This window comes from Streptomyces sp. NBC_01515 (assembly GCF_045040345.1).
In the GTDB taxonomy this organism is placed as follows: domain Bacteria; phylum Actinomycetota; class Actinomycetes; order Streptomycetales; family Streptomycetaceae; genus Streptomyces.
Genome location: NZ_CP109416.1, coordinates 8,784,882 through 8,811,754 on the forward strand (window position 1 = coordinate 8,784,882; position 26,873 = coordinate 8,811,754).

General features: G+C 71.3%; 21 protein-coding genes and 1 pseudogene. 13 read left to right on the forward strand and 9 right to left on the reverse strand.

All coding sequences use genetic code 11. From position 1 onward, the window contains the following. Together OG407_RS39290 and OG407_RS39295 are read right to left on the reverse strand one after the other, a co-directional pair. Entirely contained in the window at positions 1-483 is a 483-nt protein-coding gene (locus OG407_RS39290) for a DUF456 domain-containing protein (protein ID WP_405864731.1), read from the reverse strand. 36 nt (positions 484-519) lie between these two features. Further along, positions 520-1,500 (reverse strand): helix-turn-helix transcriptional regulator, encoded by a 981-nt coding sequence (locus OG407_RS39295; protein WP_405864733.1) that lies wholly within the window; start codon positions 1,498-1,500, stop codon positions 520-522. A gap of 1,517 nt (positions 1,501-3,017) precedes the next feature. Here OG407_RS39295 and OG407_RS39300 point away from each other — a divergent pair. Together OG407_RS39300 and OG407_RS39305 are read left to right on the forward strand one after the other, a co-directional pair. After that, positions 3,018-4,427, forward strand: a pseudogene (locus OG407_RS39300) (protein phosphatase 2C domain-containing protein); the annotation flags it as partial. A 73-nt stretch (positions 4,428-4,500) separates the two neighbouring features. Then, positions 4,501-6,243, forward strand: coding sequence for a pyruvate dehydrogenase (locus OG407_RS39305; RefSeq protein WP_327400389.1), 1,743 nt, complete (start codon positions 4,501-4,503; stop codon positions 6,241-6,243). Here OG407_RS39305 and OG407_RS39310 read toward each other — a convergent pair. Then, the gene (locus tag OG407_RS39310; protein ID WP_405864735.1) at positions 6,240-7,418 is read right to left on the reverse strand and encodes a helix-turn-helix domain-containing protein; all 1,179 of its coding nucleotides are present in this window, start codon (positions 7,416-7,418) and stop codon (positions 6,240-6,242) included. The genes OG407_RS39305 and OG407_RS39310 overlap by 4 nt on opposite strands. 146 nt (positions 7,419-7,564) lie before the next feature. Between OG407_RS39310 and OG407_RS39315 the strand changes: the two genes are divergently transcribed. Together OG407_RS39315 and OG407_RS39320 are read left to right on the forward strand one after the other, a co-directional pair. Next, positions 7,565-8,035: a hypothetical protein gene (locus tag OG407_RS39315; RefSeq protein WP_405864737.1), complete on the forward strand. Its 471-nt coding sequence runs from the start codon at positions 7,565-7,567 to the stop codon at positions 8,033-8,035. A gap of 475 nt (positions 8,036-8,510) precedes the next feature. Then, entirely contained in the window at positions 8,511-8,963 is a 453-nt protein-coding gene (locus OG407_RS39320) for an ATP-binding protein (RefSeq protein ID WP_327400386.1), read from the forward strand. 107 nt (positions 8,964-9,070) lie between these two features. Here OG407_RS39320 and OG407_RS39325 read toward each other — a convergent pair whose 3' ends face one another. Continuing rightward, positions 9,071-10,114 carry a DUF2637 domain-containing protein gene (locus tag OG407_RS39325; RefSeq protein ID WP_403585174.1) on the reverse strand — a complete coding sequence of 348 codons (1,044 nt, stop codon included), beginning with the start codon at positions 10,112-10,114 and terminating at the stop codon, positions 9,071-9,073. A 303-nt stretch (positions 10,115-10,417) separates the two neighbouring features. Then, a complete protein-coding gene (locus OG407_RS39330; protein WP_405864740.1) occupies positions 10,418-11,266 on the reverse strand; it encodes a (2Fe-2S)-binding protein in 849 nt (282 codons plus the stop codon). A 157-nt stretch (positions 11,267-11,423) separates the two neighbouring features. On the opposite strand from OG407_RS39330, the gene OG407_RS39335 reads away from it, so the two are divergent. Together OG407_RS39335 and OG407_RS39340 are read left to right on the forward strand one after the other, a co-directional pair. After that, the gene (locus OG407_RS39335; protein ID WP_405864742.1) at positions 11,424-12,236 is read left to right on the forward strand and encodes a GntR family transcriptional regulator; all 813 of its coding nucleotides are present in this window, start codon (positions 11,424-11,426) and stop codon (positions 12,234-12,236) included. Between the two features lie 128 nt (positions 12,237-12,364). Beyond that, the gene (locus OG407_RS39340; RefSeq protein WP_405864744.1) at positions 12,365-12,622 is read left to right on the forward strand and encodes a hypothetical protein; all 258 of its coding nucleotides are present in this window, start codon (positions 12,365-12,367) and stop codon (positions 12,620-12,622) included. A gap of 1 nt (position 12,623) precedes the next feature. On the opposite strand, the gene OG407_RS39345 is transcribed toward OG407_RS39340, so the two are convergent. Beyond that, a complete protein-coding gene (locus OG407_RS39345; protein ID WP_405864746.1) occupies positions 12,624-13,406 on the reverse strand; it encodes a hypothetical protein in 783 nt (260 codons plus the stop codon). 117 nt (positions 13,407-13,523) lie between these two features. Further along, positions 13,524-15,197, reverse strand: coding sequence for a PucR family transcriptional regulator (locus tag OG407_RS39350; RefSeq protein WP_405864748.1), 1,674 nt, complete (start codon positions 15,195-15,197; stop codon positions 13,524-13,526). A 302-nt stretch (positions 15,198-15,499) separates the two neighbouring features. Between OG407_RS39350 and OG407_RS39355 the strand changes: the two genes are divergently transcribed. The 5 genes from OG407_RS39355 to OG407_RS39375 all read left to right on the forward strand — a co-directional run bounded on the left by OG407_RS39355 (position 15,500) and on the right by OG407_RS39375 (position 22,197). After that, positions 15,500-16,399 (forward strand): xanthine dehydrogenase family protein subunit M, encoded by a 900-nt coding sequence (locus tag OG407_RS39355; RefSeq protein WP_328677131.1) that lies wholly within the window; start codon positions 15,500-15,502, stop codon positions 16,397-16,399. Further along, entirely contained in the window at positions 16,399-16,992 is a 594-nt protein-coding gene (locus OG407_RS39360) for a (2Fe-2S)-binding protein (protein ID WP_328677128.1), read from the forward strand. The genes OG407_RS39355 and OG407_RS39360 overlap by 1 nt, the downstream gene beginning before the upstream one ends. Positions 16,993-16,994: 2 nt before the next feature. Continuing rightward, complete coding sequence (locus OG407_RS39365) at positions 16,995-19,382, forward strand: xanthine dehydrogenase family protein molybdopterin-binding subunit (protein ID WP_405864751.1); 2,388 nt, start codon at positions 16,995-16,997, stop codon at positions 19,380-19,382. 155 nt (positions 19,383-19,537) lie between these two features. After that, a complete protein-coding gene (locus OG407_RS39370; RefSeq protein ID WP_405864753.1) occupies positions 19,538-20,998 on the forward strand; it encodes an NCS2 family permease in 1,461 nt (486 codons plus the stop codon). Positions 20,999-21,045: 47 nt separating this feature from the next. Continuing rightward, a complete protein-coding gene (locus OG407_RS39375; protein WP_405864755.1) occupies positions 21,046-22,197 on the forward strand; it encodes an XdhC family protein in 1,152 nt (383 codons plus the stop codon). A gap of 10 nt (positions 22,198-22,207) precedes the next feature. Here the strand turns inward: OG407_RS39375 and OG407_RS39380 are convergent, their stop codons facing one another. Then, complete coding sequence (locus tag OG407_RS39380; protein ID WP_405864757.1) at positions 22,208-24,358, reverse strand: protein kinase domain-containing protein; 2,151 nt, start codon at positions 24,356-24,358, stop codon at positions 22,208-22,210. A gap of 156 nt (positions 24,359-24,514) precedes the next feature. Here OG407_RS39380 and OG407_RS39385 point away from each other — a divergent pair, with 156 nt between their 5' ends. Next, positions 24,515-25,156, forward strand: a complete 642-nt coding sequence (locus tag OG407_RS39385) for a LysE family translocator (protein ID WP_405864759.1) — start codon at positions 24,515-24,517, stop codon at positions 25,154-25,156. A gap of 61 nt (positions 25,157-25,217) precedes the next feature. Here the strand turns inward: OG407_RS39385 and OG407_RS39390 are convergent, their stop codons facing one another. Next, positions 25,218-25,658: an SRPBCC family protein gene (locus OG407_RS39390; RefSeq protein WP_405864761.1), complete on the reverse strand. Its 441-nt coding sequence runs from the start codon at positions 25,656-25,658 to the stop codon at positions 25,218-25,220. Between the two features lie 202 nt (positions 25,659-25,860). Here OG407_RS39390 and OG407_RS39395 point away from each other — a divergent pair, with 202 nt between their 5' ends. Then, complete coding sequence (locus OG407_RS39395) at positions 25,861-26,871, forward strand: DUF2278 family protein (protein ID WP_405868834.1); 1,011 nt, start codon at positions 25,861-25,863, stop codon at positions 26,869-26,871. The last annotated feature ends 2 nt before the right edge of the window (positions 26,872-26,873 follow it).

Below are 26,873 nucleotides of genomic sequence, written 5' to 3' on the forward strand. Positions count from 1 at the left end.
TCAGCCCCAGATCACCGCGCCCACCCACGCCCCCATGATCAGCAGGCAGGTGAACAGTTCGGTCAGCACGCTGGAGCCGCCCGAGCGCATCGCCGTACGGAGGGAGGCCATGGCCTCGCCGTGGCGGCCCAGGCGCAGGCGTTCGTGGACGTAGATGCCGGCCATGAAGCCGGGGATCGCGCCGAGCACGGGGATCAGGACGAAGCCGAGGAACGCGCCGGCTCCGGCGTACACGCCCATTCGGGGGGTCGCGCCACTCGCGCGCAGGCGGCGGGGCGGGAGGGCCCAGCGGACCACCTGGGAGAGGAAGAGGACGACCGTGGCGCCCACGAGGACGCCCCAGGACACCGGCTGCGGGTCCTTCAGCGCCCACCACAGGACCGCGGCCCACACCAGCCACGACCCCGGCACTCCGGGCACCAAGACTCCGCACAGGCCGAGCAGGATGACGACGCCGACCAGGAGGAGTTCACCCACTCCCATCTGCCCAGCCTGCGGGATCCCGGGTGAAACCGCAGGTCAGGTACGGGCCACCCAGCCCCGTTCGTAGGCGTGCCAGCCCAGTTGCAGCCGGGTCGTGACGCCGGTCAGTTCCATCAGGCGTTTCACCCGGCGCTGGACCGTCCTGAGGCCCAGGTCGAGCTGTTTCGCGACGCTCGCGTCGGTCAGGCCGGCCAGCAGCAGGGACAGCACCTCCAGGTCCGTGGCATCGGGGCCGTCCGGGGTCTGCTCGGTGGCGCCGGACGCGCCGAGGCGCAGCGGGAGGGCGTCCCGCCAGACCGACTCGAAGAGTCCGCAGAGCAGTTCCAGGAGGCCGCTCGCGTGCACGACGAGCGCGGCCGGTTCCGCGGTGTGCGAGGTCAGCGGCACCAGGGCCAGGGTCCGGTCGGCTACCACCAGCTTGGTCGGCACCTTGTCGACCACCCGTATTTGTTCGTCGCGGTCGAGCGCTGCGGTGAGTTCGGTGATGCCGTCCGGCTGGTCGAGTACGGCGCGTTCGAGGACGACCCGGTAGCGGACTCCGCGGTCGGCGGCCTGTGCCTCCGCGTCGTTCTCCACGGCGGTGACGGCGACCGGGGTCCCGGTGACCAGCGCGCAGACCTCCTCGGTCGCGCCGAGCTGGAGCTGGAGGAAGCGCTGGGTGACGGCCGAGGCGCCGATCACCACCTCCACCAGGTCGTGTACGGCGGGTTCGGCGGCGGTGGCCCGGTACTCCTCGGCGAGCAGCGCGGCGGCGAGTTCCGCCTTCTCCAGTTCGTGGCGCTGCTGGGTGAGCAGCGCGCCCAGGGCGACCCCGGGCGGGGCGGCGACCCAGCGGCCGGGGCGGGCCGAGGACTGGGCGGCGAGTCCGTGCCGTTCCAGGCGGCGCAGGGTGCGCTCGGTGTCGTACTCCCCGAGGGTCAGCCGTCGGGCGAGATCGGGCACGTCCGCGGCGCCGACGGACACCAGTGCCCGGTACGCCGACTCGTGTGCCTCGTCCAGGCCTATCGCTCCCAGCATCAGGTGCCGTCCCTCCCCGAAGACCCCGTCGCGAGGGCCGTGGCGGGAAACAGCCACGGCGCGAACCCGCCTCGGCACATCATCGCCGTACCACCCGCCACTCTGCCAAGGTTGCGCCACCGGGGCATCAACTGCCGCCCGTAATGCCGGTATTGGGCCTTGTTGGCCTGCGGGTTCGCGCACGGTGGGTCATGGGGGAAACAGGCGCGAATCACAGGGCGGCTTCAGGAAAGCCGGTCACACTCGGGACCGGGCGGGCCGAACCGGCAACGGGATTCGGTCACTTGGGACGTGACCCGGGCCCATGTCGTGCGCAGGCACGCAGGGGAGTTGGGGCCGGGTCACTCAGTTGTCGCCGGGCGGTTCTCCCGTGGGGGGTGGGACCGTCCGGCGGCCTGTTTCGTCCTGTGGTGCCCTGTAGTGCCCTGCGGCGGACGGGTGTTCGGTACGTCGTCCGACACGCCGTTCGAGAGGGCGTGCGCCCCCGATTTTCCGGACGCCCCGTTTCCAACTGGCCCGTGCGGTGGACAATTAGGGGCATGAGCCAGCAGGGGGGAACGCCGACCGGTCACGAGGACGACTGGTGGAGCCAGCTGTACGACGACACCGCGGAGGACACGGGGCCCACGGCCGCGGCCGACTCCGTCGACGACCGGTTCGCTTCGGCGGCGGGGACAGTGGGGGTGCCTCCGGCGGATGAGCGGGGGGGTTCGGTGGGGGTGCCTCCGGCGGGTGAGGGGGCGCGGCCGGTGGGGGTGCCTTCTGCGGACGAGGTGGCGCGGCCGGTGGGGGTGCCTTCGGCGGGTGAGGGGGCGCGGCCGGTGGGGGTGCCTTCTGCGGACGAGGTGGCGCCGCCGGTGGGGATGTCTTCGGCGGGTGAGGGGGCGCGTTCGGTGGGGCCGGGTGTTCCGGGGCCCCGGGCCGGCGGCGGACCTGGCTCCGAGCCGCCTGCTGGTACGGGTTCCGTCTCCCCGGGTGCTTCCTGGGAGCCGCCGGCCAGTGCGCCTCCGGTTCCGGGAGGTGCTGTTGGTGCGGATGGGTATGGCGAGACCCCGTTGTTCAGGCCTGTGGCTCCTGCCGCTTCTGCCATTCCTGGCGATGGCGCGTCGCCGTCTGCGGTTCCGGGGGATGACGGCGCGGATTCCTACGCCGAGCCTCCGTTGTTCAAGCCCATGGCCCCCGTCGCCCCGAGGGAGCAGGCTCCGCCTGTCTCGCCCCGGCAGGGCCTCCATGGGGACACGCAGCCTGATGTCCCATCGGCAACCCCGCAGCGGGCGGCCGACGAGGAGTTCCCGCCTGCTCGCTCGCAGTCGGCCGTTCCCGCGCCGTCTGCCGACATGCCCGTCGTCGCTCCGGAGGATGTCCGCCCGGACGGTCTGTCCGCCCCGCAGCCGACGGCCGTTCCCGCGCCGCCTGCCGACAGCCCCGCCGTTGCTCCGAGGGACCCGGGTCCGGAGGGTTCGGGATCGTACGCGCAGTCGTCGGCTGTTCCCGTACCGCCTGTCGAGAGTCCCGTCGTCGCTCCGGAGGATCTTCGCCCGGACGGTCTGTCCGCCCCGCAGCCGATGGCCCTTCCCGTACGCCCTGCGGAGAGTCCTGCCGTTGCTCCGAGGGTCCCGCGTTCGGAGGGTTCGGGATCGTACGTGCAGGCGTCGGCCGTTCCCGTACCGCCCGTCGAGAGTCCCGCCTCCGCGCCGAGGGACCCGCGTCCGGAGGGTTCGGGACCGTATCCGCCGCCCCCAGTCGCCCCCGCACCCCCCGCCGCAGCTCCGCAGCCTCTCCGCCCGGAGCGTCCGTTCGACCCGCGCCCGTATCCCCAGCCTCCAGCCGTTGCCCCGCCCCTCGCCGACAACTCCCGCTCCTACCCGCCCACTCCAGCCGCCGCGCAACCCCTCCCGCTCGCGCCACCCCCCAACCTCCCCGCCCTCGCACCGCCGCCGCCCCCTCCCACGTCCGCCCCCCTCACCCTCGACTACGTCGGCTCCGGCCCCCCTACCTACGACGCCGAGCCCACCGCCCTCCCGCTCGCCGACCCGGATGAGCTCGACGATCTGGTCGCGGACACCGTGTTGGACGGGGCGCGGTACGGGGCGAGCACGATCAGGGCGGCTTCCGTGCGGGGGGACTCCGCGCGGTTCAGGGGGGAGCCGCGGCGGGACTCGTTGCTGACGGCGCGGTTCGGGGTCGGGGAGCAGGCGTTGGTGCTGGTGGCGATGGCCACCGGGGCCCGGGCCACGCCGGGGGCGCATCGGGCCGCCGCCGAGGCCTGTGACTGGATCGCGCGGGCCGTGGGGCGGAGTCACGCACGGCTCTCCGAGGACATAAGGGCTGCCCGGCGCGGGGACCTGAAGTCGGGGCTGCACCGGCTCACCGACCGCAGCCTCGGCAAGCTCCGCGCCAGCGCCGCCGAACAGGGCATCGATCCGGAGGAGTACTCGGCCGGCCTGCGGTGCCTTCTCCTCCCCGCGCACCCGGAGTGCCGTACCCGCGTCTTCTTCGGGGTCGGGCCCGGTGGGCTGTTTCGGCTGCGCGACGGCGAGTGGCAGGACATCGAGCCCACCGTCGGAGACCTGAGCGGTGAGGCCGTCGTCGGGTTCGGGTCGCAGCCCGCCGAGACGCCCGAGGGGGACCGGCTCACCATGGATCTTGGGATTCCGACGCCTCCGAGCCCGTACGAACCCGCCCCCGAGCCGCCCCGCGAACCCTTCCGCTTCCGGGCCTCCGTCGCCCGCCCGGGGGACACGCTTCTCATGTGCACCGGCGGGCTGGCGGAGCCCCTGCGTGGCGAGCCCGAGTTGTCCGCCCATCTGGCGGGGCGGTGGTCCGGGTCCACCCCGCCCGGTCTCGCCGCCTTCCTCGCCGACACCCAAGTGCGGGTCAAGGGTTATGCCGACGACCGCACGGCGGCCGCCGTTTGGGAGGCGTGAGCGCCCGGGCTGTGAATTCATGGAACCCAGAGGGATCCGTAGGACACAGGAAACCGAAGGGCACGCGAGAACCATGGCCAAGCAGAACGTTGCCGAACAGTTCGTCGACATCCTCGTCCGCGCCGGAGTCAAGCGCCTCTACGGCGTCGTCGGCGACAGCCTCAACCCGGTCGTCGACGCCATCCGCCGCAACTCCGCGATCGACTGGATCCACGTACGGCACGAGGAGACCGCCGCCTTTGCCGCCGGCGCCGAAGCACAGATAACCGGGAAGCTCGCGGCCTGCGCCGGCTCCTGCGGCCCCGGGAACCTGCACCTCATCAACGGCCTCTACGACGCCCACCGTTCCATGGCCCCGGTCCTCGCCCTCGCCTCGCAGATCCCGTCCAGCGAGATCGGCCTCGGGTACTTCCAGGAGACCCACCCCGACCGGCTCTTCCAGGAGTGCAGTCACTACAGCGAACTCATCTCCAACCCGAAGCAGATGCCCCGGCTCCTCCAGACCGCGATCCAGCACGCGGTCGGGCAGAGTGGCGTGAGTGTCGTCTCGCTTCCCGGCGACATCGCCTCCGAGCCCGCCCCGGACAAGGCCGCCGAGACCGCCCTCGTCACCTCCCGGCCCTCTGTCCGCCCGGGTGACGCCGAGATCGAGAAGCTCGTCGAGATGATCGACGCGGCCGAGAAGGTCACCCTGTTCTGCGGCAGCGGCACCGCCGGCGCGCACGCCGAGGTGATGGAGTTCGCCGGGAAGATCAAGTCCCCGATCGGACACGCCCTGCGGGGCAAGGAATGGATTCAGTACGACAACCCGTACGACGTGGGGATGAGCGGTCTGCTCGGTTACGGCGCCGCCTACGAAGCCACCCACGAGTGCGACCTGCTCATCCTCATCGGCACCGACTTCCCGTACAACGCCTTCCTCCCCGACGACGTGAAGATCGCCCAGATCGACGTACGGCCCGAACACCTCGGCCGGCGCTCGAAGTTGGACCTCGCGGTGTGGGGCGACGCGAAGGAGACGCTGCGCTGTCTCACCCCGCGGGTGAAGCCGAAGGGGGACCGGAAGTTCCTCGACCGGATGCTCAAGAAGCACGCCGACGCGCTGGAAGGTGTCGTCAAGGCGTACACGCGGAAGGTCGAGAAGCACGTTCCGATCCATCCGGAGTATGTGGCGGCCGTGGTCGACGAACTCGCCGACGAGGACGCTGTGTTCACCGTCGACACGGGCATGTGCAATGTGTGGGCCGCGCGCTACATCACGCCCAACGGCCGCCGCCGCATCATCGGTTCGTTCTCCCACGGCTCGATGGCGAACGCGCTGCCGATGGCGATCGGCGCCCAGTTCACCGACACCGAGCGGCAGGTCGTGTCGATGTCCGGTGACGGCGGATTCTCCATGCTGATGGGCGACTTCCTCACCCTCGTCCAGTACGACCTGCCGGTGAAGGTCGTCCTGTTCAACAACTCCTCCCTGGGCATGGTCGAGTTGGAGATGCTGGTCGCCGGTCTCCCGTCGTACGGCACCACCAACAAGAACCCCGACTTCGCCGCCGTGGCCCGCGCGTGCGGTGCCTACGGTGTGCGGGTCGAGAAGCCCAAGGACCTCGAAGGCGCCCTGAAGGCAGCCTTCAAGCACAACGGCCCGGCCCTCGTCGACGTCGTCACCGACCCCAACGCCCTGTCCATCCCGCCGAAGATCAGCGCCGAAATGGTCACCGGGTTCGCGCTGTCGGCCTCAAAGATCGTGCTGGACGGGGGAGTTGGGCGGATGCTCCAGATGGCCCGGTCCAACATCCGCAACATGCCCCGGCCCTAACTGTCGTACGGGGCCCAGCCGTTCGACGAGTACCAGAGGTGCCGCAAGCCCTTGATGCCGCTCGTGCGGAACGGCTTGCCGTGGTCGTCGATGCGGAGGGTGCCGGTGCGGCCCTGGGAGGACCAGTCGAGTTCGAGGTACCAGCGGCAGTCGCAGGTCCCGGTGCGGGCCTTGACCAGCAGGACCTCCGGGTCCGTGGCCGAGACCCGGTACGGCAGGTGCGCCGCCGGGACCGTCCTGCCCATGTCGCCGCCCGGCTCCGGGCGGACCAGGGGGCGGTGGGCGTCCAGGTTCACGCCGAAGTAGCGTGGGGAGATGTCCCCGCCGCAGCCCTGGGCCATCGAGTAGGCGGTCCCCGGGGCGGGTGCCGTACGGCCGACGACCCGGACCCGAAGTGCCTCCAGGACCACGGCCGTTGAGGTCCTGCCCTGCACCGAGATCTCCACGTTGGTCTGCCCGCCGTGCACCGCGTGCTGGGTCGCCGCCCAGACCGCGGCGTCCTGCTGGACCGGGGGCGGCGGCACGTCCTTCGGTGCCTTGTCGATGACGTAGTCGTGGTCGCAGCCGATCTCCCAGACCTGGGAGTCGGCGGTCCAGGTGAGGGGGGCGGGGAGGGCGGAAGGGCCGGCCTTTGCCGTGGCGCCGGTCTTGGACCTGGCCGTGTCGTGGGTGGACACCGCCGACAGGCTGCCCCACACCGCGAGCACCGCGCACACCGCGGCGGCCGTCAGCGTGAGCCGTCGCCGGTACCAGGGCGATCGGGCGGCGGGCTCAGGAGCCGCGTCCGGTGCCGGAACGGGAACGGGAACGGAAACCGGGACCTGAACCGGGTGAACCGGAACCGGACTCGCCACCGGCGGCTGCGCATCCCGCCTCCGCTGTCGTGCCGCCACCGCCAGGATCCAGTACCGGTGCAGCTCCAGCCGTTCCTCCGGTGTCGCCCCGCACAGTGCCGCGAAGCGTTCCACGGGGGCGAAGTCGAGGGGGACCGCCTCGCCCACGCAGTAGCGGTGCAGGGTCGAGGCGTTCATGTTCAGGCGGCGGGCCAGCTGGCTGTAGCTGCGGTCCGTGCGTGCCTTCAGGCGCCGTAGCAGCGCCGCGAACTCCTCGACGTCCTTGTCGTCGGCCTCGCCCGCCACCCTTGCTCCCGTGTGTGTCGCGTCCCAGGACGGCATCCCAGGGACTCCCTATATCAGGAGGTCAGACGGGGTGGGACGGTTCCACCGTTGCGAGGTCGGTGTCGGTCATTGCGGTCGCCGCCGCCGTACGCCGAAGCTCGGTCCGACCACAGCACGGCACCGACCCGAACGGGGAAACACACGTGAACAGCAAGAAGGCCACGCGCCGCACTGCCCTCGCCGCCGGCCTCGCCCTCGCCCTCGGGCTGGGTGTGGCGGCCCAGGCCTCCGCCGGCGGCCCGCGCACCGTGAGCGGCTCGCCGGACGACAACATCACCCGCATCGCCGACTTCTACGGCGCCTACATCGACGCCGAGAGCGACCTGGACAGCGGCGGCGGCAAGCTGGCCACGGAGCTGCGCAGCTACTACCTCACCCCGGCCTACCTGAAGGAGCTGAAGGCCTGGGAGGCGAAGAACCACGCGGACGGTGTCCTCCAGGCGCAGAACACGCCCATGAGCTGGAAGGTCACCGACAACGGCACCGCCGACTACACCGAGGCCACCGTCACCCTCACCTGGGGCGGCGGCGACACCACCAAGCTGGTCGTCGACATGACCCGCACGACCCACAAGATCATCCACATCGGCACCAAGGGAATCGGCGGCAAGTAGGCCCCGTAGAGGAGCCGTTCGCGGTTCCTGAGCGGCTGATTCCGGCCAGTTTCGCGGAGCGTGGGTCTCGGGGGAGGTCCGGGGGGACCAACTGCCCCACGCCTTCGCGGACTACGGCCGGATCGGCAGCCGCGCATCGGCAGTCGGTTCGATCGCCGGTGGTCAGGACGGCACGGGGTGTCTGGTCCCGGCGCCGGGAGCCACGGCAACCCGGAGGGGAACGCCCCGACCGCCCCGCCCGCGCCGCATGCTCCGTACGGTGGCCGTTCGACCGTACGGACAGCATCGCCCCCGAATCCTCCGCCCCGCCGGACCCGGCGCGACTGTGGCCGAACACCCGGTCGTTGACGATGCGACATGACTGCGCTGTTCCCGACGAGGGCATGGATCCCCGTGAACATGTTCGAGCAGGAGGGAACCGGAAACCGGCGTGCAGGCGGGGGTCATGAAAAGGCAAGCACGAGGGGGCGGTCCCATGGCGATCGGGGCCTCCTCGGCGAAAGCGGCGGAGGACAAGGCCGACAGCGCCACGGAACCGGCGCAGCCGCCTCAACTGAGGCGCAGACTCGGACGCGCGGACCTGCGGGCGGTGCCCGAGGCGCGCAGAGCGTTGCGTGAACTGCTACGGCACTGGGGGAGGCCGGGACGATCGGAGATAGCGGAGCTGCTCACGAGTGAACTCGTCACCAACGCGCTGATCCACACCGACCACGACGCCGTGCTCACGGCGACCGTCGGACCCCGTGGACTGCGCGTGGAGGTACGGGACTTCGTGGCCCGCAGGCCCCGACTGCGCGTACCGGACGCCGACGACGGTACGCACGGGCGGGGCCTGGTCCTGGTGCAGTCCCTCGCGGACGCCTGGGGAGTGTCGGCCCACGGGGTGGGCAAGTCCGTCTGGTTCGAGCTGGATTCGGACGCCGCGTGAGCGACGGGACGGGTCCGGCATGAGCAACGGGACGGGGGCGGTGTCCAGTTGGACTCCGCCCCCGTCCCGATGTCGCCCGGTCCCGGATCAGGTACTCAGCCCTCGGCTCAGCCGAACTGCTGCTCCAGGTCCTTGAGCTTGCGCTCCAGGGAGTCGAGGCGCGGCAGGGCCATCGTGTCGTCCTCGGCGGTGAGGTCGACGGTTATCGGGTCAGATGCCCCGCGGACTGGCTGGAGTGAGGGACGCGTGCGAACCGGCAGTTGTTCCGGCGTCGATAGAGCAGGCTCCGCGGATGCTTGTCCGGAGCCGCCACGCTCCAGGGCCTGCGGTTCCGGCGACCGGCCGTTGCCCCGTCCGATGAGGCCGCGCTGGCCCCGGCTTATGGCCTTGAGCTGGGCCCGCTCGATGCGCTGCTGGTCGCGGCGGCGCAGTCGGGTCTCCTCCTTCTTGGCCTTGTCCTCGCGCACCTCGTCGACCGCCTCGTCCAGGCTGCGCACGTTCTCCAGGAGCATCAGCGACCAGGCGCTGTAGGTCTCCCTGGGGGCCCGCAGCCAGCGGACGATACGGATCTGCGGCAGCGGACGCGGCACCAGACCCTGCTCGCGCAGCGCGGCCCGGCGGGTCTGCTTCAGCGCGCGGTCGAAGAGGACCGCGGCCGACAGCGACATGCCGGAGAAGAATTGCGGAGCGCCCGCGTGGTCGACACCCCTGGGCGCGTGCACCCAGTTGAACCAGGCGGCCGCCGCCGCGAACGTCCACACGAGTATGCGGGAGCCGAGGGCCGCGTCACCGTGGCTGGCCTCACGCACGGCGAGGACGGAGCAGAACATGGCCGCGCCGTCGAGGCCGAACGGGACGAGGTACTCCCAGCCGTCGGTGAGGCCGAGGTTCTCCTGGCCGAAGCCGACCAGTCCGTGGAAGGAGAGTGCCGCGGCGACCGCCGCACAGCAGAACAGGAGGACGTAGGAGGCGATGCCGTATATGGCCTCCTTGCGCCTGCGGCGCTCCTCCGTGCGCTCCCACGAGTCGTCTTTCGCGTGCTCCCCGCCGGACCGCTTGCTCCGCGCGAGCACCGCAACCGCCGCCAGCATGCCCAGGAGCAGTACGGCGCCGGGAAGCAGCCAGTTAAGCGATATGTCGGTCAGTCTCATCTGGGGTCCCTTGCATTGGGATAGGGCGTAACGCCCGCCATAGTGGCCCAATCCCAACGGCCCTCAGGCGTTTTCGGGGCAAGAGGCCGCCAAGGAGGTGCAAGGGGATGCCCAGGACGGCTTTCTGCTCGAACTGCCGCTTGAGGGGCGGGAGTTGAGTTCGAATAAGACTACCCGTACGGGTGGTTCCACGGAAAGTTCCTGCGGCAAGTGAGGAAGTTGTGAAGCACCTGTAACCGGATGGACGCCTTGTTCGCGGCTGATCCTAGCGGGCCCCGAGTGGGGCGTGTGACTGAGGGTCCCTCAACTCACCGCCGCGGCCAGCAGCTTGGTGACCCGCTCCCTCTCGCAGGTGCGCGGACAGGTCGCGCACGCGTCCTCGGCGTCCAGCGTGTAGTACATACAGCAACTGGCCCGGTCCCGGGTGGACAGCGGCTCGCCGTTCGGCCCCGTCACCTCACGGAACGCGGCCGAACCGACGTAGGGCTTGGTCGCGCCCGGCAGCAGCCGCTCCAACTCCCGTACGGCCCGCGGCTGTTCGCCGAGGAGGTCGGCGACGTACCAGATGCCCTCCACGAGCTCGTCGGTCGCCATGCCCCACAGGGCGCGGCCCCGCCGGCGCATCCGCGGGCCGAAGCCGGCCAGGACGGGTTCCATGTGCTCGGCGACCGCGGCCCGCACCTCGGCCCGCAGCGCCTCCTCGTCGGCGACCACCCGGGCGCCGGGCAGCGGTGCGGCCGGGTCGCCGGGCAGGCAGGCGAAGGAGTCGGTACGGACGGCCAGTCGGCCCATGTCGAAGCCCTCGGCCGTGCGGTCGTAGGAGACGTGGGTCACGGGGAGGCGGGGGACGCGGCGGTGCAGGAACCACGGGACGGTGAACAGGAGGACGACCGGCCAGGCGTAGCGGTGCAGGCCGAAGGTGGCTATCACGTCCGGGCGGCCCCGGCGGCCGTGGTCGCGCAGGACCTGGGCGTCGTCGCGGGCGAGGAACGCCTCCAGGCCTTCGCCGCCCTCCGCCAGTGCGGCTGCCGAGATCCAGCCGCCGCCGGTCGGGGTCGGCCGGTCCGGGGTGAGTTCGGTGATCGCGAGCCCGGGGATGACCTCGGTGAGGCGGGCGTACGAGTCCGCTACGGCCGAAGAGGGCAGGGGCATGCCGGGACCACCGATTCGCCGTTGGTTTAGAGGTAAGGCTTACCTTACCCAACCCTCCCGATATTTGAACTAGTCCGATCTGCGCCTAAGGTGCTTGACGGACGAGTAACAAGACGCCGTAATGACCCCAAGTACCGACACGTCCGGAGGAGGACCCGTGAAGCAGGGCACGCAGGGCTCCGCCGGGACCGGCATTCCGGACGCGCCCGCCCGGGGGTCCCGGGTGCCGCCGCAGCAGCGCGCCGCCGACGTGGACCGGGATCGGGGCCGGGGCCTCACGGACGGCACCGGTGACGTGCGCGGTGAGCACACGCACAGCGAGACGCCGATCCCGCGTCCCCGTCAGGTCCTTCAGCGGCCTTCCGTGCGCGGTCAGATACTGGACGCGTTGCGCACCGCGCTCGTCGGCGGGGAGCTGACCCCCGGCGAGGTCTACTCCGCGCCCGCGCTCGGCGACCGGTTCGGCGTCTCCGCGACCCCCGTGCGCGAGGCCATGCAGCAGCTCGCCACCGAGGGTGCCGTCGAGGTCGTACCGAACCGGGGCTTCCGGGTGATCGAGCGGGGCGCCCGCGAACTCGCCGAACTGGCCGAGATCCGCGCCCTGATCGAGGTGCCGGTGATGCTCCGGCTCGCCCGTACCGTGCCCGCCGCCCGCTGGGCCGACCTGCGTCCGCTGGCCGAGGGGGCCGTCCGCGCGGCGTCCTCCGGGTGCCGGGCGACGTATGCCGAGTCCGACCGGGCCTTCCACCGCGCGGTGCTCGCCCTCGCCGGCAACGAACAGCTCGTCCAGATCGCCGAGGACCTGCACCGGCGCGCCCAGTGGCCGCTGGTCGGCGGTCCCGTCAAGCGCGGGCGGGCCGACCTGGTCGCGGACGCGGCCGAACATCTCGCACTCCTCGACGCGTTGGCCGCGGGGGAGTGGGACGTGGTGCGGTCCCTGGTGCAGGAGCACTTCGCGGGATCGGCGTGATGTCGAATATGTGACTCCGGTCACGAGCGGGTCCGGGTCCGGCGACCGTGGCCCGCACCGGGAACCCGCCCGGCCGCCGGTGACGTGCCCCACGGAGAGAGCCGACCGATCCGCGGGGGAGAACGCCGATGTTTCCGAATCCGGGCCAGCAGGCCGCACAGCGCGGCGCCGAGCAGTCGGCCCGACAGGCGGCACAGGACGGCATGCGTGCCGCCCAGATGGGCGCCCGCCGCGCCCACTCCGGCCGCGGCGGCAGCCTCCTGTCCTTCCTCCTGCTCGTCGCCGTCGGGGTGTTGGTCGCCCGCGACCCCGAACTCCGGTCATCCGTCCTGCAGTTCGTCCACCACGTCGTGAACGTCGTCCAGAGCCGGACCGACGGCTCCTGACCTACGCGGTGGCCGCCCCCGGTGCCGGCACCGCCAACTGCCGTGCCAGCCAGGTCGGTACGCCTCCGAGTAGCCGGAACAGCCGCCGCGCCTCCTCGCGCAGCCGGGACGCCTCCGGCTCGGCCTCCGCGTCCGCGAGCGACACCAGGGCCGGGGCCGTACCGACGAGGTAGCCCAACTCCTCGCGGATGCGCAGGGATTCGGCGAAGCCGTGGCGGGCCTCCGCCAACTCGCCGTCGCGCAGGGCGAGTCCGGCCAGGTGGCGGTGGGTGAAGGAGAGGAGCAGGGGGTCGGCCTGGTCGGCGGCGGCCGCGTGCGCACGCCGGTACGCGGCCCGCGCGGCCTGCGGCGAACGCGCCAGGTTCTCCGCGACCAGCCCTCGCCGGAAGTCCAGCAGTGCCCGCCCCGCACCGTCCGGCGGGATCAGCGCCGCCGCCCGCCCGAGCGCGGCCCGCGCCTCGTCGGCCCGGTCGCGCACCGAGTGCAGCGTGGCCGCGTAGGCGAGGTACCCGCGCTCGCAGGCCGCCGCGCCCCGCTCGTCGTCGCTGTGGGCCAGCGCCTCCGCCGTACGCAGCGCGTCGTCGGCGTCCTCCCAGCCCTGCTCGGTGTAGAGACACCGCTCCACGAGCAGCGCGGTCCGCTGGAGAGCCGGTGCCGCGGTGTCGGGCCGCAACAGCGCCGCCGCGTCGACCCAGCAGGCCCGCGAGCGCAGCCGCCACACCGCGGTCTGGAGGGGATCGTCACCTTCGGTCGTTCCGTGTCCAGACATGGCGGAATGCGCCACGTTGCCCTCCCCGAGCACACCATTGAGCTGTTGAGTGGTGGCCGCATCTCAGCACGGATCGGGCGGCCCGGCCAAGAGGGTGGGTGAAAGAATTCACAAAGTCGTGGGATCTTCGGGTCAGCTCATCCGCAGTGCAAGGAAGAAATCCAGCTTGTCCTCAAGGCGCGAGAGGTCACGACTCGTCAACTGCTCGATCCTGCCGACCCGGTAGCGCAACGTGTTGACGTGCAGGTGCAGCCGGGTCGCGCAGCGCGTCCAGGAACCGTCGCACTCCAGGAACGCCTCCAGCGTCGGGATCAGCTCCGCGCGGTGCCGGCGGTCGTAGTCCCGCAACGGGTCGAGGAGACGTGCGGTGAAGGCCCGCCGTACGTCGTCCGGCACGAAGGGGAGGAGGAGGACGTGCGAGGCCAGCTCCTGGTGGCCCGCCGCGCACACCCGGCCCGGCCTGGCGGCGGCGACCCGCCGCGCGTGCCGCGCCTCCTCCAGCGCCCCGCGCAGCCCCTCCGCGGAGTGCACCGCCGCGCTCACCCCGAGCGTGACCCGCCCGTCGCCGTCGAGCCCGGCCGACAGCGGATCCCGTACGGCCTCCAGGAGCACGTCCGCGTGGATGCCGGACTCGGAGCCGTCGTGCTCCGCCGACACCGCGGGCAGCGGTACGAGCGCGATCGCCTCGTCGCCCGTATGGGCCACGGCGATGCGGTCGGAGGGCTCGGGGCCCGTCGTCAGCGGGTCGACCAGGATCTCCTCCAGGAGCGATTGCGCGACCGGGCCCGCCTCGATGTCCGAGCCCTCCCACTCGACCCGGGCCACGACCACCTGCCAGTGCGGGGCCGCCCCGAGCCCGGGCAGCAGCACGGGAGCGGCGACCCGCAGGCGCGCGGCGATCTCGGCCGGCGCGGCACCCGTCTGCACCAGCTCCAGGACCTCCTGCGCGAGCCGTCTGCGGACCGTGCGCGCCGCGTCCCGCCGGTCCCGCTCGACCGCGATCAACTGCGTCACGCCCTGCAACAGGTCCAGGCGCTCGTCCGGCCAGTCCCCGGCGTCCGCCTCGACCGCGAGCAGCCAGTCCGACAGCACCGTCTCGCGCACGTCCCGCGAACCCTGCGCGGACCGCCCGCCGCCACGGATCGGGAAGAGGGAGTACGTCGAGCCGCCCAGCGCCAGCCGGTGCGGCCCCCGGCGGCCCGTGCGGGCGGCGGTCAGCTGCTCGGCGGCCAGCTTCGCGCACACGTCGACGGGCAGCGCCGGCCCCGACACCTTCGAACCCGCGATGAGCCGCCCGGTCGGCGACAGCACCCACGCCCGCAGATCCAGGTCGGAGCCGAGCAGGTCCAGGACCACGTCCGGGCCGCCCCCTGCGGGACCCGAGGTCATCATCCGGCGATGCCGGTCCACCACGGCCGCGAGATCACCGGCCCGCTCACCCGACACCTGCCGTACGACGTGCTCGGTGATCGTCGCGAACGCCACCGACTCGTTGACCGCGAACAGCGGCAGCCGGTGCCGTGCGCAGGCGGCTATCAGGTCGTCCGGGACGGCGCCCAGCTCGGCCTCGCCGGCGGCCAGCGCGGCCACCCCGGCGGACACCAGGAGCCGTACGAACGGCTCGGTGTCGGAGGCGTTCCGGCGCCAGGCCAGGCCGGTCAGGACCAGCTCGCCGCCCGAGAGGTAGCGGCTGGGGTCGCGCAGGTCGGTGGTCATCACCCCGCGGACCGTGCGGTCCAGCTCGTCCTCGCCGCCGAGCAGCCGCAGCCCCAGCGCATCGGTGTCCAGAAGTGCGCGCAGCCGCATCGCCGTCGCCGCCGTTCTTTGTCTAGAAAACTACGATGAACCAAGAGGTGCTGTGGGTGCGGGGCTGTTTCCCACGTTTCCACAGGGAATCGGAGGGGTTACTGATGACCTCTGTTCATATGAATCTACAAGATGCCCGCGCTGGCCAGCCAACTCCTTCATGGTTTCCGTGACTGACCCGCTCCGCGCACGGCGCTGTGTACTGACCTCACGCTGCATTAACAGCGCATGAACGAGCCGGACCCGCCGCACACGAACTGGCTTGATCCGTACGACCCACGAGACGAAGAAGAGAGCCGGTCATGGACTTCCTTCGCCCCGCCAGCTGGGAGGAGGCGCTCGCCGCCAAGGCTGAGCACCCCACCGCAGTACCGATCGCGGGCGGCACCGATGTGATGGTCGAGATCAACTTCGACCACCGCAGGCCCGAGTACCTGCTCGACCTGAACCGCATCGGCGACCTCTACGACTGGGAGGTCGGCGCCGACAGCGTGCGGCTCGGGGCCTCGGTCCCGTACACCCGGATCATGGAGAACCTGCGCGGCGAACTGCCGGGCCTCTCCCTCGCCTCGCACACGGTCGCCTCCCCGCAGATCCGCAACCGCGGCGGCGTCGGCGGCAACCTCGGCACCGCCTCCCCGGCCGGCGACGCCCACCCCGCGCTCCTCGCGGCCGGCGCCGAGGTCGAGGCCGAGTCGGTGCGCGGCACGCGGCTCATCCCGATCGACGAGTTCTACACCGGCGTGAAGCGCAACGCGCTCGCCCCCGACGAGCTGATCAGGGCCGTCCACATCAAGAAGGCGGACGGCCCGCAGCAGTACTCCAAGGTGGGCACCCGCAACGCCATGGTGATTGCCGTGTGCGCCTTCGGCCTCGCCCTGCACCCGGCCACCCGCACGGTCCGCACCGGCATCGGATCGGCCGCGCCGACCCCCGTACGGGCGAAGGCCGCCGAGGAGTTCCTGAACGCGGCGCTCGACGAGGGCGGCTTCTGGGAGAACGGGAAGATCATCACGCCGTCGGTCGCCAAGCAGTTCGCGGACCTGTGCTCCGCCGCCTGCAACCCGATCGACGACGTCCGGGGCACGGCCAGCTACCGCCGGCACGCGGTCGGCATCATGGCCCGCCGCACCCTGACCTGGACCTGGGAGTCGTACCGCGGCACTGACGGCCGCTCCATCGAGAAGGGGAGTGCCGCCTGATGCGCGTCAATTTCACGGTCAACGGCCGCCCGCAGGAAGCGGACGACGTGTGGGAGGGCGAGTCCCTGCTGTACGTGCTGCGCGAGCGGATGGGCCTCCCCGGTTCGAAGAACGCCTGCGAGCAGGGCGAGTGCGGCTCCTGCACCGTCCGGCTCGACGGCATCCCGGTGTGTTCCTGTCTCGTCGCCGCCGGCCAGGTCGAGGGCCGCGAGGTCGTCACGGTCGAGGGGCTCGCGGAGTACGCCCGGCAGCGGGCATGTGGTCCTGAGAAATGTGACACTTCGGCGCCGAGTGTCACATTGCTTCCGGATGGGTCTCCCACCTGGCAGGCCAAGCCGACCGACTCCCAGACCGGCGAGGGCACCCGACTCGCCCCGATCCAGCAGGCGTTCATCGACGCCGGCGCCGTCCAGTGCGGCTTCTGCACCCCCGGGCTCCTCGTCGCCGCCGACGAGATGCTGGAGCACAACCCGACCCCGACCGACGCGGACATCCGCGAGGCGCTCTCGGGCAACCTGTGCCGCTGCACCGGCTACGAGAAGATCATGGACGCGGTCCGCCTGGCGGCCGCCCGGCAGGGAGAGGCGGTCTGACGATGGGCACCACCGGCACCCCCACGAACCTCACCCAGCGCTCCAAGACCAGGGGCGGCATCGGCGAGTCCACACTCCGCCCGGACGGCACCCTCAAGGTCACCGGCGAGTTCGCGTACTCCTCCGACATGTGGCACGAGGACATGCTCTGGGGCCAGATCCTGCGCTCCACGACCGCGCACGCCGAGATCGTCTCCATCGACACCGTCGAGGCGCTCAAGACCCCCGGCGTCTACGCCGTCATGACCTACGACGACCTGCCGACCGACGTGAAGAACTACGGCCTGGAGATCCAGGACACCCCGGTCCTCGCGCACGGCAAGGTCCGCCATCACGGCGAGCCGGTCGCGATCGTCGCCGCCGACCACCCGGAGACCGCCCGCCGCGCCGCCGCGAAGATCAAGGTCGAGTACCGCGAACTCCCGGTCATCACCGACGAGTTGTCCGCGACCGCGCCAGACGCGATCCTCATCCACGAGGGCCGCGACGACCACCACATCGGCCACGTCCCGCACCCGAACATCGTCCACCGCCAGCCGATCGTGCGCGGCGACGTCGCGGCAGCCCGGGAGCGCGCCGACTTCATCGTCGAGGGCGAGTACACCTTCGGCATGCAGGACCAGGCGTTCCTCGGCCCGGAGTCCGGACTCGCGGTCCCCTCCGAGGACGGCGGCGTCGACCTCTACATCGCCACCCAGTGGCTGCACTCGGACCTCAAGCAGATCGCGCCCGTGCTCGGCCTGCCCGAGGACAAGGTCCGCATGACGCTGTCCGGTGTCGGCGGCGCGTTCGGCGGGCGCGAGGACCTGTCGATGCAGATCCACGCCTGCCTGCTCGCCCTGCGCACCGGCAAACCCGTGAAGATCGTCTACAACCGCTTCGAGTCCTTTTTCGGTCACGTCCACCGCCACCCCGCCAAGCTCTACTACGAGCACGGCGCGACGAAGGACGGCAAGCTCACCCACCTCAAGGCCCGGATCGTCCTGGACGGCGGCGCCTACGCGTCGGCCTCCCCGGCGGTCGTAGGAAACGCTTCCTCGCTCGGCGCCGGACCGTACGTCATCGACGACGTCGACATCGAGGCCATCGCCCTCTACACCAACAACCCGCCCTGCGGCGCGATGCGCGGCTTCGGCGCGGTCCAGGCGTGCTTCGCCTACGAGGCCCAGATGGACAGGCTGGCCGACAAGGTGGGCATGGACCGGGTCGCGTTCCGTCAGCTCAACGCGATGGAGCAGGGCACGATCATGCCGACCGGGCAGCCGGTCGACTCCCCGGCGCCGGTCGCCGAACTCCTGCGCCGCGTCAAGGCGATGCCCATGCCGCCCGAGCAGCAGTGGCTCGCGGCCGGAGAGGCCGCCGACGTACGGCAGTTGCCCGGCGGCCTGTCCAACACCACGCACGGCGAAGGTGTCGTACGGGGCGTCGGCTACGCGGTGGGCATCAAGAACGTCGGCTTCTCCGAGGGGTTCGACGACTACTCAACGGCCAAGGTCCGCCTGGAAGTTGTGGGTGGTGAGCCCGTCGCCGTCGTGCACACCGCGATGGCGGAGGTCGGCCAGGGCGGAGTCACCGTCCACGCGCAGATCGCCCGCACCGAGCTGGGCGTCACGCAGGTGACGATCCACCCGGCGGACACGCAGGTGGGCAGCGCCGGTTCGACCTCCGCGTCCCGGCAGACGTACGTCACCGGCGGCGCCGTGAAGAACTCCTGCGAGCTGGTCCGCGAGAAGGTCCTGGAGATGGGCCGCCGCAAGCTCGGCACCTACCACCCGGCCTGGGCCACCGCCGAACTCCTCCTGGAGGGCGGCAAGGTGGTCACCGACGCCGGTGAGGTCCTCGCCGATCTGGCCGACGTCCTCGAAGGCGAGACCGTCGAGATCGAGGCCGAGTGGCGGCACCGGGCGACCGAGCCCTTCGACCTCCGCACCGGACAGGGCTTCGGGCACGTCCAGTACACCTTCGCCGCGCACCGCGCCGTCGTCGAGGTCGACACCGAACTCGGCCTGGTCAAGGTCATCGAACTGGCCTGCGCGCAGGACGTCGGCAAGGCGCTCAACCCGCTGTCCGTCATCGGCCAGATCCAGGGCGGTACGACCCAGGGTCTCGGCGTAGCGGTCATGGAGGAGATCATCGTCGACCCCAAGACCGCGAAGGTCAGGAACCCCTCCTTCACGGACTACCTCATCCCCACGATCCTCGACACCCCGACCATTCCGGTCGATGTGCTCGAACTCGCCGACGAGCACGCCCCGTACGGGCTGCGCGGCATCGGCGAGGCCCCCACCCTGTCGTCGACTCCGGCCGTCCTGGCGGCCATTCGGAACGCGACCGGGCTGGAACTGAACAGGACACCGGTACGCCCGGAGCACCTGACAGGAACCGCGTAACAACGGCACCCCGACGCCGGGCACCTGCGAATCGAGGTGCCCGGGCTCAGTAAATCTTGTTCGTCTCGGGCCGTCCCCCGGGTCGTGTACATCCCAAATCCCGCTGATCGTAAAGGCGTTCGCGGGTGCACCTTTGAACCTTGGGAGACGGCACCATGACCCAGCAGTCCCTTGAGCCCAGGGCCACAGCCGAAGACGCGGGCGAAGGAACCCGCGTCCCGGCCGGCCGGTCCTGGCTCGACCGGTACTTCCACATATCCCGGCGGGGATCGACCGTCGCGCGTGAGGTGCGCGGCGGAGTCACCACCTTCATGGCGATGGCGTACATCCTGCTGCTCAACCCCCTGATCCTGTCCGGCAAGGACGTCGCGGGAGACACGCTCGGCCAGAAAGGGCTGATCACCGCGACCGCGTTCGCGGCGGCCTTCACCACCCTCCTGATGGGCTTCGTCGGCAAGGTGCCCCTCGCGCTCGCCGCCGGCCTCTCCGTCTCCGGTGTGCTCTCCTCGCAGGTCGCCCCGCAGATGACCTGGCCGCAGGCGATGGGCATGTGCGTGATGTACGGCGTGGTGATCATGCTGCTCGTCGTCACCGGCCTGCGCGAGATGATCATGAACGCGATCCCGCTCGCGCTGAAACACGGCATCACGATGGGCATCGGCCTGTTCATCGCGCTCATCGGCTTCTACAAATCCGGCTTCGTGCACCAGGGCAAGGCGACCCCGCTCACCCTCGGCCCGGCGGGTGAACTCGTGGGCTGGCCCGTCCTGTTGTTCGCCGGCACCCTGCTCCTCATCTTCATGCTCCAGGCCCGCAACATGCCCGGCGCCATCCTCATCGGCATCATCACCGGCACGGTCGTCGCCTCGATCCTGAACGCCGCCGGGGTCATCGCCCCCAAGCAGTGGGCCAGTGGCGCGGCCCCCGAACTGCACGGCAGCGCGGTCTCGATGCCGGACTTCTCGCTCTTCGGCCATGTGGAGTTCGGGGGGTGGGGCAAGGTCGGCGCGATGACGGTCGGCATGATCGTGTTCACGCTCGTGCTGGCCGGCTTCTTCGACGCGATGGCCACCATCATCGGTGTCGGCACGGAGGCCGAACTCGCCGACGCCAAGGGCCGGATGCCGGGTCTGTCGAAGGCGCTGTTCATCGACGGCGCCGGCGGCGCGATCGGCGGCGTGGCGGGCGGCTCCGGCCAGACCGTCTTCATCGAGTCGGCGACGGGGGTCGGCGAGGGTGCCCGAACGGGCCTCGCCTCCGTCGTCACCGGCCTGTTCTTCGCAGCCTGTCTCTTCTTCACCCCGGTCACCGCGATCGTCCCGCAGGAGGTCGCGTCCGCCGCCCTGGTCGTCATCGGCTCGATGATGCTGATGAACGCCCGCCACGTGGACTGGGCCGACCGGGCCACCGCAATCCCCGTGTTCCTGACGGTGGTTGTGATGCCGTTCACGTACAGCATCACCGCGGGTGTCTCGGCGGGAGTCATCTCCTACGTCGCCATCAAGGCCGCCCAGGGCAAGGCGCGGGAGATCGGCGCCTTCATGTGGGGGCTGACGGTCATCTTCCTCGTGTACTTCGCCCTCAACCCGGTCGAGAGCTGGCTGGGCGTGCACTGACAGATCTTGGAAAGCCTTTCCCCACCACCCCGTTAGGAGACCGAGAGATGCTGGACATCGCCGAAGAGCTGCACCGGTGGGTCGAGCAGGGCCGCGACTTCGCCGTCGCCACCGTGGTGGCCGTCGGCGGCAGCGCACCCCGCCAGCCCGGCGCCGCCCTCGCGGTGGACACCGACGGCACGGCGATCGGCTCGGTCTCCGGGGGCTGTGTGGAAGGCGCGGTCTACGACCTGTGCCAACAGGCGCTGGCGGACGGCGAAACCGTCCTGGAGCGCTTCGGCTACAGCGACGAGGACGCCTTCGCCGTCGGCCTGACCTGCGGCGGAGTCATCGACATCCTCGTCACACCGGTACGGGTCGGCGACCCCGCCCGCCCGGTGATCACCGCCGCCCTCTCGACCGCGACGCGCGGCGGGGCGGCGGCCCTGGCCCGGATCGTCTCGGGCCCAACTCACCTGCGGGGCCGCGCGCTTGTCGTCCACCCCGACGGTTCCTACGACGGCGGGTTCGGCGCCCACCCCGAACTGGACCGTACGGTCGCCGCCGAGGCCGGCGCCTACCTGGACGCGGGACGCACCGGCACGGTCGAGATCGGCGAGCAGGGCTCCCGCTGCGGGGCCCCGCTCACCGTCCTGGTCGAGTCCTCGGTCCCGCCGCCCCGGATGATCGTGTTCGGCGCGATCGACTTCGCCTCCGCACTCGTCCGCATCGGCAAGTTCCTCGGCTACCGGGTGACGGTGTGCGACGCCCGCCCCGTCTTCGCCACCCGGACCCGCTTCCCCGACGCCGACGAGATCGTCGTCGAGTGGCCCCACAAGTACCTCGACCGCACGGACGTCGACGCGCGTACCGTCCTGTGCGTCCTCACCCACGACGCCAAGTTCGACGTACCCCTGCTCCAGCTCGCCCTGCGCCTCCCGGTGGCGTACGTCGGCGCGATGGGGTCCCGGCGCACCCACCTCGACCGCAACGAGCGGCTGCGCGAAGTCGGCGTCACCGAAATGGAGTTGGCGCGGCTGAGGTCCCCGATCGGGCTCGACCTCGGCGCGCGTACGCCCGAGGAGACGGCCCTGTCGATCGCCGCGGAGATCGTCGCCAACCGGCTTGGCGGCAGCGGCATTTCACTCACCGGCGCGCACACCCCGATCCACCACGACGCGACCTCGCTGCCCGCCCGACGGATCGGGTCGGTGGCCTGAACGGAGCGGCTCAGCGCGTCGCGGGCGGTCGTACGGAGAAGGCCGTGTCGCCCGCCACGGCCACGAGCGCGTCCTTGACGAGCAGGACGTACGGCGTGGTGTCGTCCGTCGAGTCACCGGCGTTCGCCAGTGCGGACGTACTCCACTCGACGGCGCCGGTGCTCCGGTCCAGGGCCAGCAGACGGCCGAACTGGTTCGAGAAGTAGAGCCTGTTGAACTTCGCCGAGTACACCGGCGTCGACAGGTTCTCGGTGTCCGTCTCCCGCTGCCAGAGCCGCCTGCCGTCGGCCGCGCGGACGGCGGTGACCGTGCCGTTCGGCCGGACGAGGTAGATCACGTCCTTGACCAGAGTGGCCGTGCCGCGGGTACCCGCCGGCAGGGCGATCCGCTGGATCGCGCCGGTGCTCGGGTTCACCCGGTCCAGGGCGGTGTACAGCTGGTCCGGGCCGCTGCCGAAGACCTCCGGCGCCAGCTTCGGCGCCAGGAACAGCACCCGGCCGTTGTCGACGCCCAACGGCCAAGCCCCCGTGGGGAGTTCGGCGAGCTTCCGCTGCGCGCCGGTGGCGGGATCGAGGTGTACCAGGACGAAATCGCCCTGGGAGGGATCGTCCTCGACCGTGCAGAGGGCGTACGGGGCGCCGCCCAGCGCCGTCGGAGTGCAGGAGTTCCCGAGGTTCGACCAGATGGGTGCGCTCCACAGCCGACGGCCCGACGCGTCGTAGGCCACGAACTTCGTCGCGTCCACGTCCATCGCCAGGATCCCGCCGTCGAACAGGACGGGGTCCGTGTCGTCCCTGATCGGATGGATCCACAGCCGGGTGCCGGTCTTCGCGTCCAGGGCGACCAGGCGCCGGGTGATGAAGGTGTCGTCCGAGTCGGGCTTGACGTAGGTGTAGACGCGCCCGTCCCGGACGCCGATGGGGAGCGCGGTCTCGGGGCTGGTGCCCGACCGCCAGCGGACCCGGCCCGAGGCGGTGTCCAGCGCGGTGACCGTGGCGCCCGTACCGGCGCAGTACACGGTGGTGCTGCCGCTCGTCCGGCAGCCGGACTGGGTGTAGTCGAGGGGATCCCCGGTCTGGGAGGTGAGCAGGCTTGTCCGCCAGGACTTCCAGCCGACGGGCAGAGCCACGGTGGCCGGGGGCACGGAGGGTGTGGACGCGGTGGGTGTGCCCGAGCCCGTGTCGTGCTCCGACACCTGGTGCAGGGTCGTCAGGCCGAGTCCGGTGACGGCGAGCGCGGTGGCGAGGGCGATGGCGAGTCGCCGTCCCCGGCGTGGGCGGTGTCCGTCGTCCGGGACGGTCGTGGTGGTGCCCGGGCGGGGCCGTGCCGTTCCGGGAAGGTCCATGACCGTGGTGGACTCGGACAGGGTCAGGAACATCCCGTGCAGCTCGGCCAGTTGGGGACGGTTCGCCGCGTCCTTGTCGAGGCAGCGTTCGGCAATGGTCCGCAGCGGCTCCGGCACTCCGTCCAACCTGGGCTGCTCGTGCAGGACTTGATAGCCCGTCAGGTACGGGCTGGCGCCGTCGAAGGGCCGGTTGCCGGTGGCCGCGTACACCAGCAGCGAGCCGAGCGAGAAGACGTCGGAGGCGGCGGTGACGTCCCGGGGCGCGGCGAACTGTTCCGGGGACATGAAGGGCGGAGTTCCGATCAACCGGCCGGTCACGGTGAGGACTTGGTTGTCGGCGGCGCGGGAGATGCCGAAGTCGATGACGCGCGGGCCGTCCTCGGCGAGCAGGACGTTGCTGGGTTTCAGGTCCCGGTGCACCACACCGGCCTGGTGGATGTCCCGCAGCGCCTCGACCAGCCCCAACGCCAGGGCGCGCAGGGCCTGCCCGTCCAACGGGCCGTCTTTCTCGATGACTTCGGCCAGGGTTCGGCCGGGTACGTAGAGCGTGGCCATCCAGGGGACCTCGGCGTCCGGATCGGCGTCCACGACGGGAGCGGTGAACGCTCCGCTCACCCGGCGGACGGCCGCGATCTCCTGCCGGAACCGGGCCCGGAACTCCTCGTCCTGCGCGTACTGCGCGTGGACGACCTTGACGGCGACCTGTCGTCCCGAGGCGGACCGTGCGAGATACACGACGCCCATCCCGCCGCTGCCCAGCCGGTCGACCAGCGCGTAGCCGCCAATGGACTCCGTATCCCCGGGGCGAAGCGACATTCGCCGGTCACCTTTCCTGATTCCCGTGCCCGCAAAGGGCGTTCAGGTCCATCACCCTAGAGCGTGCGCGGCGGCCTGCGGGCATCGACGTCGCCTCGACGCCGGGCGAGCGGGAAATGGGTTGCGAGCCCGGGCGGTCCCGCCTTCCATGGCCCCATGGTGTCCACCGACCGACTGCTCGCCTTCGCGGCCCTGTCCTTCCTGCTGATCATCGTCCCCGGCCCCAGCGTGCTGTTCGTGATCGGGCGGGCGCTGGCCCACGGCCGCCGGGCCGCGCTGACCACCGTCGTCGGCAACACGCTCGGCGCCTATCTGCTCGTCGTGGCGGTCGCGCTCGGCGTCGGTTCGCTGGTGGAACGCTCGGTGCTCGTCTTCACGGCACTGAAGCTCGCCGGCGCCGCCTACCTGGTGTACCTCGGGGTGAAGGCGTGGCGCCAACGCGGTTCGCTGCGAGCCGCGTTCGCCGGTGAGGAGACGGCTCCGCACAGCGGCCTGCGCACGCTGTGGGAGGGGTTCGCCGTCGGGGTGGCCAACCCCAAGACGATCGTGTTCTTCGCCGCCGTACTGCCCCAGTTCGTGGACCGCGAACAGGGCCATGTGACAGGGCAGATGCTGCTCCTCGGCCTCGTCTTCAACCTCATCGCCGTGGCCTCGGACAGCGTGTGGGGGCTGGTCGCGTCCACGGCCAGGGACTGGTTCGCCCGCTCGCCCCGCCGACTGTCCGCGGTGGGCGGGGTCGGCGGGCTCACGATGATCGGCCTGGGCGTGACGGTCGCGGTGACCGGCCGCAAGGACTGACTCCGCAAGGACTCAAGGACTTGAAGGACTTGAAGGACTGACTTCGTAAGGACCGACCGCGCTACGCCCGTCTCAACAGCCCGTTCACCGCCCGCCCGAACATCGACCGCGCGGCCCACCGCAGCGGCCGGTCGAAGAGCCGCGGCAGGAAGCGCACCGCCAGCTCCTCCTCCCACACCACGCGGCTACGGCCGCCCGGCCCGGGCCGGACCTCGATCTCCGCCCAGCCGGTGACGAACCGCCCCCGCTTCTCCAGGCGGACCAGACCCGGCTCGTCCTCCGTCGGCGGGCGCCACACGGTGACCTCCATGCGGTCGTCGAAGCCGAGCGGGCCGAGCCCGGAGCGGGCCACGAAGACCGTGCCCTCACCGGTCGGCGGAGGGGTGACCACGGTGACCCTGGTCAGCGGGACGACGTCGGCGTGGCGTGGCCACTCCGTCAACCGGCGCCACGCCTCCTCAAGGGGAAGCGGGGCCGTGCGTTCGAGACGGAAGTTGACCATGTATGGATCGTAGAGAACGCTTCTTGATCGGCGGTACTTTCATCGGCGGCTCACACCCATGGCCTAGCGGTTCACAGGTACGCAGACGTACACCGGACGGCCGCCCCGAGTTTTCCCGCGTCCCGGCCGGAGCGGGCGCCTCCCCCCTAGGCTCTGTCCCATGGGTGGGCATCCCGCCTGCCCGCAGGGGGAGTTGGTCGTCATGCCACTGAAGGCCTACGGCGTACTGATCACGCGCGCGGTGGACACGAGGCGCGAGGGCGCCGCCGGTACACCGCACTACCAGATCCATCTCACGGACGACTCGGGCACACATTTCCGGGCCGCCGTGAACGTCCTGTCCGCGGAACAGCCCTCCGAGCTGCTCTACCTCGTCAGCGAGGACTTCCAACACCCGGTCACCGCCCGCCTGGAGGGCCTCCCGAGCGGCTGGAACACCCTGCTGCCCGGACCCGGCGGCCCGAACCTCGACTTCGTGCGCGGCAACCTCTTCGACCCGGCGCAGCTGCGCACACTCCCGCCGGACGCGAGCGGTCCCGACAACGACCTCGCCGACCTCCTCGACCACTACGTACGGCGCGCGGTGGACGACCCGGACGCCCGGCTGTACGTCTTCGGCGAGCGCTTCGGCCCCGAACCGACCGTCAAGGACAAGGTGTTCGGCTTCCTGCCGGGCAACGGCGTCCACGACATCCACATGAACCAGGGCAACAGCCGCCGTTTCAGCGGCGACGACGGGGTCTGGCAGGACGGCGGCCTCCTCATCCACTTCCCGGCACAGTCCCGCTGGGTCGGCATCTTCCTCGCCTTCCAGAGCCAGTCCTGGCACACCGACGACACCACCGGCCACACCCTGGAGGGCACCGACGGCTCGCGCCCCGACCCCGGCAGCCGGCCCGTCCGCGTCGTGGCGGCCCTGGTCAACCCGCGCGGCCCGGCGCCCGAGTTGGAGAGCGTCACGCTCCTCAACGCCTCGCCCGATCCCCTCGATCCGACGGGCTGGCGCGTCCGGGACCGGCTCGGCCACTCCTGCGCGGTACCGCCCGGCCCCCTCGCCCCGGGCGCCACCCTGCTCGTCCCGCTCACCGACGGCGTCCAACTCGGCAACCAGGGCGGCGAGATCACCCTCCTCGACGCGAACGGCCTCAAGGTCCACGGCGTCTCGTACACCGCCGACCAGGCCGCACGGGAGGGCTGGACGGTCGTGTTCTGACC

Coding starts and splice junctions, on each gene's coding strand:
- OG407_RS39380 (WP_405864757.1), bottom strand. CDS start 24,358: ATGTCGCTTCGCCCCGGGGATACGGAGTCCATTGGCGGCTACGCGCTG.
- OG407_RS39355 (WP_328677131.1), top strand. CDS start 15,500: ATGGACTTCCTTCGCCCCGCCAGCTGGGAGGAGGCGCTCGCCGCCAAG.
- OG407_RS39375 (WP_405864755.1), top strand. CDS start 21,046: ATGCTGGACATCGCCGAAGAGCTGCACCGGTGGGTCGAGCAGGGCCGC.
- OG407_RS39350 (WP_405864748.1), bottom strand. CDS start 15,197: ATGCGGCTGCGCGCACTTCTGGACACCGATGCGCTGGGGCTGCGGCTG.
- OG407_RS39385 (WP_405864759.1), top strand. CDS start 24,515: ATGGTGTCCACCGACCGACTGCTCGCCTTCGCGGCCCTGTCCTTCCTG.
- OG407_RS39325 (WP_403585174.1), bottom strand. CDS start 10,114: ATGAGACTGACCGACATATCGCTTAACTGGCTGCTTCCCGGCGCCGTA.
- OG407_RS39320 (WP_327400386.1), top strand. CDS start 8,511: ATGGCGATCGGGGCCTCCTCGGCGAAAGCGGCGGAGGACAAGGCCGAC.
- OG407_RS39310 (WP_405864735.1), bottom strand. CDS start 7,418: ATGCCGTCCTGGGACGCGACACACACGGGAGCAAGGGTGGCGGGCGAG.
- OG407_RS39395 (WP_405868834.1), top strand. CDS start 25,861: ATGCCACTGAAGGCCTACGGCGTACTGATCACGCGCGCGGTGGACACG.
- OG407_RS39370 (WP_405864753.1), top strand. CDS start 19,538: ATGACCCAGCAGTCCCTTGAGCCCAGGGCCACAGCCGAAGACGCGGGC.
- OG407_RS39290 (WP_405864731.1), bottom strand. CDS start 483: ATGGGAGTGGGTGAACTCCTCCTGGTCGGCGTCGTCATCCTGCTCGGC.
- OG407_RS39365 (WP_405864751.1), top strand. CDS start 16,995: ATGGGCACCACCGGCACCCCCACGAACCTCACCCAGCGCTCCAAGACC.
- OG407_RS39360 (WP_328677128.1), top strand. CDS start 16,399: ATGCGCGTCAATTTCACGGTCAACGGCCGCCCGCAGGAAGCGGACGAC.
- OG407_RS39295 (WP_405864733.1), bottom strand. CDS start 1,500: ATGCTGGGAGCGATAGGCCTGGACGAGGCACACGAGTCGGCGTACCGG.
- OG407_RS39330 (WP_405864740.1), bottom strand. CDS start 11,266: ATGCCCCTGCCCTCTTCGGCCGTAGCGGACTCGTACGCCCGCCTCACC.
- OG407_RS39305 (WP_327400389.1), top strand. CDS start 4,501: ATGGCCAAGCAGAACGTTGCCGAACAGTTCGTCGACATCCTCGTCCGC.
- OG407_RS39390 (WP_405864761.1), bottom strand. CDS start 25,658: ATGGTCAACTTCCGTCTCGAACGCACGGCCCCGCTTCCCCTTGAGGAG.
- OG407_RS39340 (WP_405864744.1), top strand. CDS start 12,365: ATGTTTCCGAATCCGGGCCAGCAGGCCGCACAGCGCGGCGCCGAGCAG.